6 protein-coding genes are annotated in these 8447 nt (G+C 63.2%); 5 read left to right on the top strand and 1 reads right to left on the bottom strand.

Annotated features, from left to right (window positions below):
* Nucleotides 1-122 precede the first annotated feature (122 nt).
* Nucleotides 123-1931, top strand: coding sequence for an AAA family ATPase (locus AC5SSZ_RS08595; RefSeq protein ID WP_495438330.1), 1809 nt, complete (start codon nt 123-125; stop codon nt 1929-1931).
* The gene (gene mcrC, locus AC5SSZ_RS08590) at nt 1931-2992 is read left to right on the top strand and encodes a 5-methylcytosine-specific restriction endonuclease system specificity protein McrC (RefSeq protein ID WP_495437871.1); all 1062 of its coding nucleotides are present in this window, start codon (nt 1931-1933) and stop codon (nt 2990-2992) included. Before AC5SSZ_RS08595 ends, mcrC begins: the two co-directional genes overlap by 1 nt.
* Before the next feature lie 22 nt (nt 2993-3014).
* On the opposite strand, the gene AC5SSZ_RS08585 is transcribed toward mcrC, so the two are convergent.
* Nucleotides 3015-3599 carry a DNA-binding protein gene (locus AC5SSZ_RS08585; protein ID WP_495437870.1) on the bottom strand — a complete coding sequence of 195 codons (585 nt, stop codon included), beginning with the start codon at nt 3597-3599 and terminating at the stop codon, nt 3015-3017.
* A gap of 248 nt (nt 3600-3847) precedes the next feature.
* On the opposite strand from AC5SSZ_RS08585, the gene AC5SSZ_RS08580 reads away from it, so the two are divergent.
* The 3 genes from AC5SSZ_RS08580 (at nt 3848) to AC5SSZ_RS08570 (ending at nt 8010) form a co-directional block, all read left to right on the top strand.
* Nucleotides 3848-4876 carry a hypothetical protein gene (locus tag AC5SSZ_RS08580; RefSeq protein WP_495437869.1) on the top strand — a complete coding sequence of 343 codons (1029 nt, stop codon included), beginning with the start codon at nt 3848-3850 and terminating at the stop codon, nt 4874-4876.
* A gap of 64 nt (nt 4877-4940) precedes the next feature.
* Complete coding sequence (locus AC5SSZ_RS08575; protein WP_495437868.1) at nt 4941-5507, top strand: group I intron-associated PD-(D/E)XK endonuclease; 567 nt, start codon at nt 4941-4943, stop codon at nt 5505-5507.
* An 85-nt stretch (nt 5508-5592) separates the two neighbouring features.
* Nucleotides 5593-8010, top strand: coding sequence for an AAA family ATPase (locus AC5SSZ_RS08570; protein ID WP_495437867.1), 2418 nt, complete (start codon nt 5593-5595; stop codon nt 8008-8010).
* Nucleotides 8011-8447 lie beyond the last annotated feature (437 nt).

Raw genomic sequence — 8447 nt, 5'->3', positions numbered from 1 at the left:
TGACCGGGGTCACGATTATCATTATGCTGCCTTGCCTGTAGCAGCCTCATCGACGGCCAAGCCCTTGGCAGTGCGGGGTAATGCTGACATTCTAGCCGGCGTCAAAAATATGGGTGGGCGGAATGGGTTTACATGATCAGAAAATTGAAGGCGTCCCGCAGTTTGTCAGCTATTTTGCGCCCGTGATCGAGATCATGCGGGATTTGGGCGGCCAAGCCCGCCCGCGTCAGGTCTTTGATGAGTTGATCAAGCGGAATGACATCCCAGAAGATTTTCTTGCGCTGAGCAACAAGAATGGCGGCTCGAAGTTCGAGAACAGGGTACATTTTGCTCGGTCTTATCTATACTCAGCCGGCATCATAACCGCGCCCAGCCGCGGTGTCTGGGGTTTGTCAGATCAGGGATGGAAGGCGGAACTTTCCCCTGAATGGGCAGCAGAAATTTTCAGGACAGCCCGGGTCAATTTCTCCGGTGATGAGGATGAACAGGAGGCGCCCAAAGATGACCTTGCTCCGGAGGGGCTGAGTCACTGGTATGTCGGGGCATCGTGGGGAGGCGAGGACCAGACCGACCGGTTCTTGAACGAAGGAGTCTGGCAGAACGGCTATGACGACAAATTCTCCAAGCTTGTCCGGCAGATGAAGCCCGGGGACCGGATCGCCATCAAAGCCTCGTTCACTCGAAAAAACGATGTTCCTTTTGAGAACTACGGCCGTGCCGCGAGCGTCATGCGGATCAAGGCCATTGGGACCATCACTGCGAACCGTGGCGATGGCAAGACAGTCAATGTGGACTGGCAAGAGCTTGCCCCGCCTAAAGACTGGTACTTCTACACTTATCGCACAAACGTTGCCCGTGCCCGTGTGGAGGATGATGACATGGCAAAGCGGCTTGTAGCATTCACCTTTGACGGGGCAGATCAGGATTACGGCTATTTCCTCAGCCATTCCTACTGGGCAGAACGTTTCGCCCCAGAGATCGATCCCCTGAGCGCAAGCGAGGCAGAGGACGCTGCGGAAGATGACAACGCTCCCGGGCCAGAAATCGTGCCCTACACGGTGGATGGCACTATCAATGAGGGCGGCTTTATGGAGCGCGATACCTTGACGGGGCTTGTGGATCGCCTGTCATCCAAGAAAAACCTGATCCTGCAGGGGCCACCCGGGACGGGGAAATCCTGGCTCGCCAAGCGACTAGCCAAGGCTTTAATCGGCCGCAGGTCTCCTTTGCCCGATCAGCTGCGCTCTGTCCAGTTTCACCCCTCGTTATCGTATGAGGATATTGTGCGGGGGTATCGCCCCTCCAGCAATGGGTTGACCCTAACCGACGGGATTTTCCTGCAAGTGGTCGAAGCCGCACGTGCCCAACCCGATGTCCCTCATGTCCTGATCATCGAGGAAATCAACCGGGGCAACCCCGCTCAAGTATTCGGCGAGATGCTGACGCTTTTGGAAAACACCAAACGCAGCCGAGCGGATGCGATGGAGCTGGCCTATCGTAAAGTCCCGGGTGAAAAGGTACATATCCCCGACAACCTGCATATTATCGGCACGATGAATATCGCGGACCGCTCCCTTGCTCTGGTCGATCTGGCTTTGCGTCGCAGGTTCGCCTTTGTGACGCTGGACCCCATGTTGAACATGGCTTGGGAAGACTGGTGTCGTGATAGGGATTTCCCGGATGACGTGATCTCCCTGATGCGTGAGCGCATGACCGCGCTGAATGACACAATCGCACAGGATCGGGCCCTAGGGCCGCAGTTTCGGGTGGGCCATTCCTATGTCACCCCCGGCGATGATGACATTCCAGACCCGCGGGCATGGTTCGTCGAGGTCATCGATACCGAGATCGAGCCACTGCTGCAGGAGTACTGGTTTGATGCCCCGGATCGAGCCCGTGATACGGTGCACACCTTGCGTGCCGGGCTGTAATGGCCACAGCGATCCCCTTGCGCAATATCTGGCTGCTCTTTCTGTACGCAGCCGTTCTGGTGCAATTCAAAGGTCGGTTTGATAATCAGGTCGAAACCGCCCGGGATCTTCCTGATCTGGTGGCACGGCTTTTGACCCATGTGGTCGAGGAACGACTGCGCAGGAACCTCTCGCGTGGATACCGCCCCAGGGTGGCTACCCTGTCGCGGGTGCGCGGTCGCATCGATATGCTGGAAACCACGTCACGCCGTTTGATGGACCGTGGTCGCATCGCCTGCCGCTTCGAAGAACACATGATGGACACGCCCCGCAATCGGCTGGTCAGGGCAGCCCTCGCACGGCTCGCAACACGCGTCGCGGATGATCTGGTGGCGCATCGCTGCCGCCAACTGGCCGGGGATTTTACCCGCATAGGCGTTGTCGGCCCCCGCCCGTCCTGGGCAGAACTGGCCAGTGACCAGATTGGTCGAAATGAGGCCGCCGACCGTTTCATGGTGGCACTGGCGCGGATGGTGTTTGACACGATTATCCCGACAGAGGAGCCCGGGGAGGTAACAGGCGCCCTGCCTGACAGCACCGACCACCTGATCCGCCGCCTATTCGAGCGGGCGGTGGGCAATGCCCTGCGCCTTGAACTGGAGCCTCATGACTGGACCGTGGCTCAAGGTAAACGACTGTCATGGCCGGTTACGGCCGCATCCCCTGGAATCGCCGAAATCCTGCCCGGAATGCAGACCGATATTGAGTTAAACCATACCGCGACGGGACACCGCATTGTGATTGATACGAAATTCACAGCCATCTTTACAGCGTCCAGCTATCGAGACCGGATTCTGAAAAGCGGTTACCTCTACCAGCTTTACACCTATCTGCGCAGCCAAGAGCTGCCGGGAGATACCGCTAGCTTAACCGCTGTCGGGATGCTGCTGCATCCGCAGACAGGGGGATCAGTCGATGAAGAGGTGACGATACAGGGTCACCGAATGCGTTTTAAGACGCTTGACTTGACCGGCGATCCTGAAGAATTCGAAGTGAGTTTAAGGGGTCTGGTCTCGAAATAAGGGCTGATTCGTCGTGGACCGATCATTTCCCTTTGGCGACGGAAGCTAACCTTTCTTCAGCGCGCTCTGCGCGCGCTTCGGCCTTCTCGAGGACACCCTGCAGGTCGGAGACTCTTTGTTCTAGTCCGGCTATTTTTTCCGTAGCTCGCGCATGTTCTAACGTTAGTTCTTCATAGGCGGCCTGGAGCATATCGAGCTCACTCTGCACATCATTCAGTGCGGTTTCTGCGTCCTCATGCTGCTTCCTTGCGAGCTCAAGATTTGCTTTAAGGTTAGCTTCTTTTTCGGAATATTTATCTCGTAGATTCTTTAGCTCTCTGCGCAGCGCCTCCGTCGCAACGCCAGCCTCTTCTTGCGCATCGCGCCACATACGGGCTGCCAGTTCTTGCGCGAGCTGCTCGATGGGTTCGGGCACATAGCGCTCTGCGAGAGCCTGACGTTCCTTTTGATCTTGTTTCCAGGCCCGCACCAAGGGAGAAATCGTGGACATAGAACCTCCACCCAAAAGACTGTGGACGGCTTGATTCGTCACTGGGCGGCCTTGCGCGATGAGTTTTTCGGCGGCCTCGGCGACAGCTTCGGGCGTTATGGACGACTGACGTGGCATGGCGTTGCTCCCTCTTTGTAATATCGTACATTATGATACGCAGGGAACCCACAAGAGAAGCGCCGGCCCCGTTTGTCTGGTATGTGACTTCCTGATTAGTGTAATTAATTGTAAGATGGGACTTGAACAAGGGGGATGGTATCACCAAATTACACATAGGTCACCGGGCGCCCGATAAGCGGGCGAGAACAGAGATCCTACCCTCTGCCCCCGCCCTGACCGCCGAAGAGTCCTAAGGAGACCCTACGATGGCTAAGAACTACGTAACCCGCAGCGCGAGCGGTTTCAATTCCGCGCTTCCCTCCCATTCGACCATCACCCCGCTCGTCATCACTCGCGCGATGACCCGTGCGCTGGTCGATCTGACCACTGCCGAGCGCGATCTGGGCGATGATGGTTGTTTCGACCCGGCCCTCGCCGCCTATCAGGCCGCCGTCGATGAGGCCCGGGCCCGGGTTCTCGGGCACTGCGAGGCGCTGATCGCCCAGGACCCCGCCACGCTGCAGGCCGCCTCCCTCCAGCGGGTCGCCGCGCTGGTCGCGACCGTCGTCCAGTCCGGTGATCCGGTCGAGGTGGCCGGTATCCGGTCTGCGCTGACCGTGGCGCGCTGGGTCTGGCAGTTGCCCGCCACGGTGCCGGGTCACACCTTTCATAATGCGGCCCTCGATGCAGCGCTCGATGCGCTCAGCGCCTTTATCGATGGCCCCGTAGGACCGCAGGACACCCCGCCGGCAGCGGCGCCGCAGATGGTGATGGAGGCGGGTCCGGCAGAGGACAGGGAGGCTCATCCGCACGCCACCGCGCATACGGAGTTGAGCCGCGCCTTCAATGGTGCGCTGCGCTGTCTCGAAGCCTGTGTGGTTACCGAGCGTCGCATCCAGCGCGACGTTGTGGGCGACGACGTGTTCGCCCCGGAGGTCGCCTCGGACCTGGCTGCGGCAGAGGCGGCCCGCGAAGATCTCTTTGCCCGGCTCGCAGAGGTTGCAATGCTGCCGGAGCAGCGCGTCCTCGACCGTCCGCTGCGCCTGCTGGCAAAGGCCCTTCAGGCGCTTGTTTCGGTGGAGGATGATGGCGACCGCCAGCACATGCATGCGGTGATGGCCGGGAGCGCCGATCTGCTGCTCGTGCGGGGGGATGCGCCCGTGGAGCGCCGGGTGCGTGCGTTGCAGCGCCATTATTTCCGCGGTGTCGCGCAGCTCATGTCGATGGCAGACTACGGAGGAGAGGGGGGTGGGCCGGACGATCACCGCCCGGACGCGCCCGGGCTCGCGGCCTGAGCCGCCCCGGACCTCGCAAGGGGCCGCGATCCCCTTTCCCTCTTCTCGAACGAAGGAGGCATGCATGACACAGCTTCTTCTTCCCGGCATCACCCTGCCGACCCGCCCCGCCGAGCCCCGCGACGCCCGTGAGGCGCTGGCGGCCTACCCGGAAATGCCCACCGCAGACCTGTGTCGCTATGCGAAGTGGCTGGGGGCCGCCGCCGAGATGCTCGTCGATGCCCTGTTCATGCGTCTCGGCGAACGCATCTTTCCCGCGCCCGAGCATGAACGCCACGACCGTGTTCTCATGCTCCCCGACGGTTCGCCCGTCCGCATTCAGGTCAAGACGCGCCATACGAAGAATAGCAGCGGCGACTATGTCTTCAACCTGAAGCAGCGGTCCGAGAGGGGAGCCACCGGGCGCGGACCCTATTCCGCGGCGGATTTCGACATTCTGGCGATGGTCGCACTGCCGGACATGGCCGTGCGCTTCACCGCCGACTGGCAGACGCGCCATACGATCTACGCAAGCGAGTTCCCGGAACTTCGGCGCAACCCGCGCGCCACGCTCGATGCGGCCCTCATGCGCCTGGGCCATGACCGGGCGATCCCCGCTAACTGGGGTCGGGACCTCGACCTCGCCGCCTGAGCCCAGCTTTCCACCCCCCAGCACCTTCCTCGGCCCGCCCCTTGGCGGCGGGCCGACGGCCACCCCTTTTTTTCGGAGCTCTCCCATGACGCAGCCCTCGACCTACTTCTCGACCCCGCCCGCCGCCACGCCCGTCACCGATACCCCGGACTGGACCGTCCTCGCGGCCCGGCTGCGGCATAGCCTCATTTCTCAGGCCGCCAGCTGGGCCGTTACCGCCTACACGGCGTCCGAGCCTGCCGGCGAAGACGACGCCGAGGTCTCCGTTGCGACGGCCACCGACGCCGGAAATGGCGATAATGCGACGGTCGACACCGGCTCCCTGCGCGATACCACTCTGGCCGACACCGCCCGGTCCAGCGCCCAGAGCGAAGGATTGAACCTCGATGATCTGCTCGATCAAATCGAGGCTGAGGCCGATGCGGCTATGACTGAATTCGGCCCGGTATTGCCCCCGGTCCCGGAGGACGCCACTGCACGGCGCAAGGTCTACCGCCTGCGCCCGGAGGCCGCGCTGACCGCGGTGCGACTGGCCGCGACCTTCGGCTCCGTGGAGGCGATGGTCCGGGCCCTGGGTGCGCCGGGTGCTGTGACCCTGATCACCACCGCCGACCCGGCGATCGACTCGCATCTGATCCAGCTCATCGAGCATGTCGCCCAGCCCAACGCGCTCTGGCCGCGGGGCGCGCCGATCCCCGTCGTGCTGAGTGCCGAGAAGGCCGCGTCCAACAAGCTGGATTCATCCGAACCGGCTGTCGCTGCCCTGTATGGTTCCCTGCGTCTGGCGCTCGACACGCGCCGCCCGGCGGTCGTCATCGCTCCGGCCGCCGGAACCGCGCCGAAGGCGCTCAAGCCCCTCAACCCGGAGGTGATCGCGCTCTCACCCCTCGACCGCGCGATGCTGGCGCAGCTTCTTGCTGATGCCTATCCGGAGGCAAAGGCCCCCGGCGCGGCGCTCACCGCGCTGCCCGCCAACGCGCCACTCGCGCGGCTCACCCCCGGCAAACTGCTCCTCGCCCTGCGCTGGCCCGACCCGGAGCGCGCCGTCGCCACGCTGGCCGCCGCGCTGACCCCCGAAGCGACCGAGACCGAGCCGGGGCTTGCCGAATTCCCGCTTCCCGACGAGGTTCGCGGCCCGCTGGAGCAGCTCGTCGAGGACCTCCGCGCCTGGAAGGCGGGGGAGATCCCCTGGCGCGACGTGAGCCGTGGGATCCTGCTCGCCGGCCCTCCGGGGACCGGGAAGACGGAAGTCGCCAGGCTGGTTGCGCGCGAGGCCGGGATCAACGTGGTCGCCGGGTCGGTCGCCACCTGGCAAGCACAGGGAGAACGGGCGAGCGGGATCGTCAAGGCCATGAAAGAAAGCTTCGCTAAGGCAGCGGCCCAAGCCCCCTGTATCGTCTTTATTGACGAGGTGGACGCCTTTGGGGACCGGGACCGGCGCGATCATAATTCGTCGTGGACCGAATACGTCGTCTCGGCCTTGCTCGAGTGCCTCGACGGTTATGCCGGGCTCGAGGGCGTTGTGCCCATGGCAGCCACCAACCACGTAAACAAAGTGGACGCCGCGATCCGCAGGCCCGGCCGCTTCGACAAGGTGCTGCGTCTGGGCCACCCCACCCCCGAGCTGATGCCGCAGGCGATCCGCTGGCAGGTGTGGCCGGACCTGAGCGACGCCGATCTGACCGCCATCGCGGCGCAAGCCTTGGGCATGAGTGGCGCCGATATCGCGGGCATGGTCCGCGCCGCACGGGCGAAGGCCCGGCGCTTGGGTCGTCCGCTAAGTGTCGAGGATCTCTGCGTCGCTCTCGGTGAGCTTAGGCCCCCGATGAGCGACGCCCTGTGCTGGCAGGTCGCGGTGCACGAGGCGGGGCACGCGTTGGTCGGCGCCGCCACCGGCATCGCGACGCCCCGCGTGCTGGCGCTTCAGGGCGACGGCGGCGTCACCCATGCGGAACGGCGCGTCATCCACCAGCGGCGGTCTGAACTCGAGGCCGCGCTGGCCCTCGACATGGCCGGTCGCGCAGCGGAACGGGTGGTCTTCGGAGAGGCCTCCGCCGGGGCCGGGGGTGCCTCGGATTCCGACCTCGCCCGCGCAACCACCGTAGCTGTCGCTATGGAGGCCGCCTGGGGGCTCGGGGACCGACTTACGTGGTCCGGTGACCCCGAGACCATCGTCGCGCGCTTGCGCCTCGACCCGCCGCTCGCGGCCCGCGTCGAGGACCACCTCCGCCGCGCGGAAAACCGTGCGCTCCGCATCTTGCGGGAGCAAAGGTCGGCCCTCGAAGCCATCGCCACCGCGCTCCACAACAGGGGCATGCTCACCGGTTCCGCGCTGGATGAGCTGATCTCCCGGGTGAAGCCGGAGGCTGCGCTCCAGACGCCCGAAGAGGCCGCGATGGCGATCCCGGGTGAGATGGACCAGTCCGGGCCCGGCGACGAACGAGCGGACAACCCGCATGCGGACTGGTCAGCGGCCTACCGAACACTCGATCGCGCCGCCTGATCCGCCCCGTACCCGGCCGCCTGTTCGACCCTGTGCAGGCGGTCGGCGAAGTCAGCGCAGACGCTAACCGTCGTCAGGACGCCAGTCTCGAGGGTGGTGCGTTCGATTAGGGGCTTCCTAAGAATGGGAAGGCTTGATCATGTGATCCCAGTCTCGATCGCAGAGTTGCGCCGCGCTCGATCTATTCTACACCGACACCTTCATAACTGGTTCTTGTTCAGAGAAACGCGCCTATGGCGCGACGCCACTCCCGTATTCACGGGGCGCTGCATTGAGATCGACCTAATCCGCTTGCGGTTTGCCTGCCCCGCTTGCATTCCAAGACCGGGTGGCACACTGTGACACCCAACTGTGACACCACGGACCGACCTTAATAATTTTCCGGTTTAATATCAGATACTTATGGTTTCGAAAAATATGGCTCCGTTCCCTACCGC

The organism is Phaeobacter sp. CC-HEC084 (assembly GCF_059429255.1).
Note: the sequence above shows the minus strand (reverse complement) of the source record. Positions and strands in the feature narration are given on the sequence as shown.

Coding starts and splice junctions, on each gene's coding strand:
- AC5SSZ_RS08570 (WP_495437867.1), top strand. CDS start 5,593: ATGACGCAGCCCTCGACCTACTTCTCGACCCCGCCCGCCGCCACGCCC.
- mcrC (WP_495437871.1), top strand. CDS start 1,931: ATGGCCACAGCGATCCCCTTGCGCAATATCTGGCTGCTCTTTCTGTAC.
- AC5SSZ_RS08575 (WP_495437868.1), top strand. CDS start 4,941: ATGACACAGCTTCTTCTTCCCGGCATCACCCTGCCGACCCGCCCCGCC.
- AC5SSZ_RS08580 (WP_495437869.1), top strand. CDS start 3,848: ATGGCTAAGAACTACGTAACCCGCAGCGCGAGCGGTTTCAATTCCGCG.
- AC5SSZ_RS08595 (WP_495438330.1), top strand. CDS start 123: ATGGGTTTACATGATCAGAAAATTGAAGGCGTCCCGCAGTTTGTCAGC.
- AC5SSZ_RS08585 (WP_495437870.1), bottom strand. CDS start 3,599: ATGCCACGTCAGTCGTCCATAACGCCCGAAGCTGTCGCCGAGGCCGCC.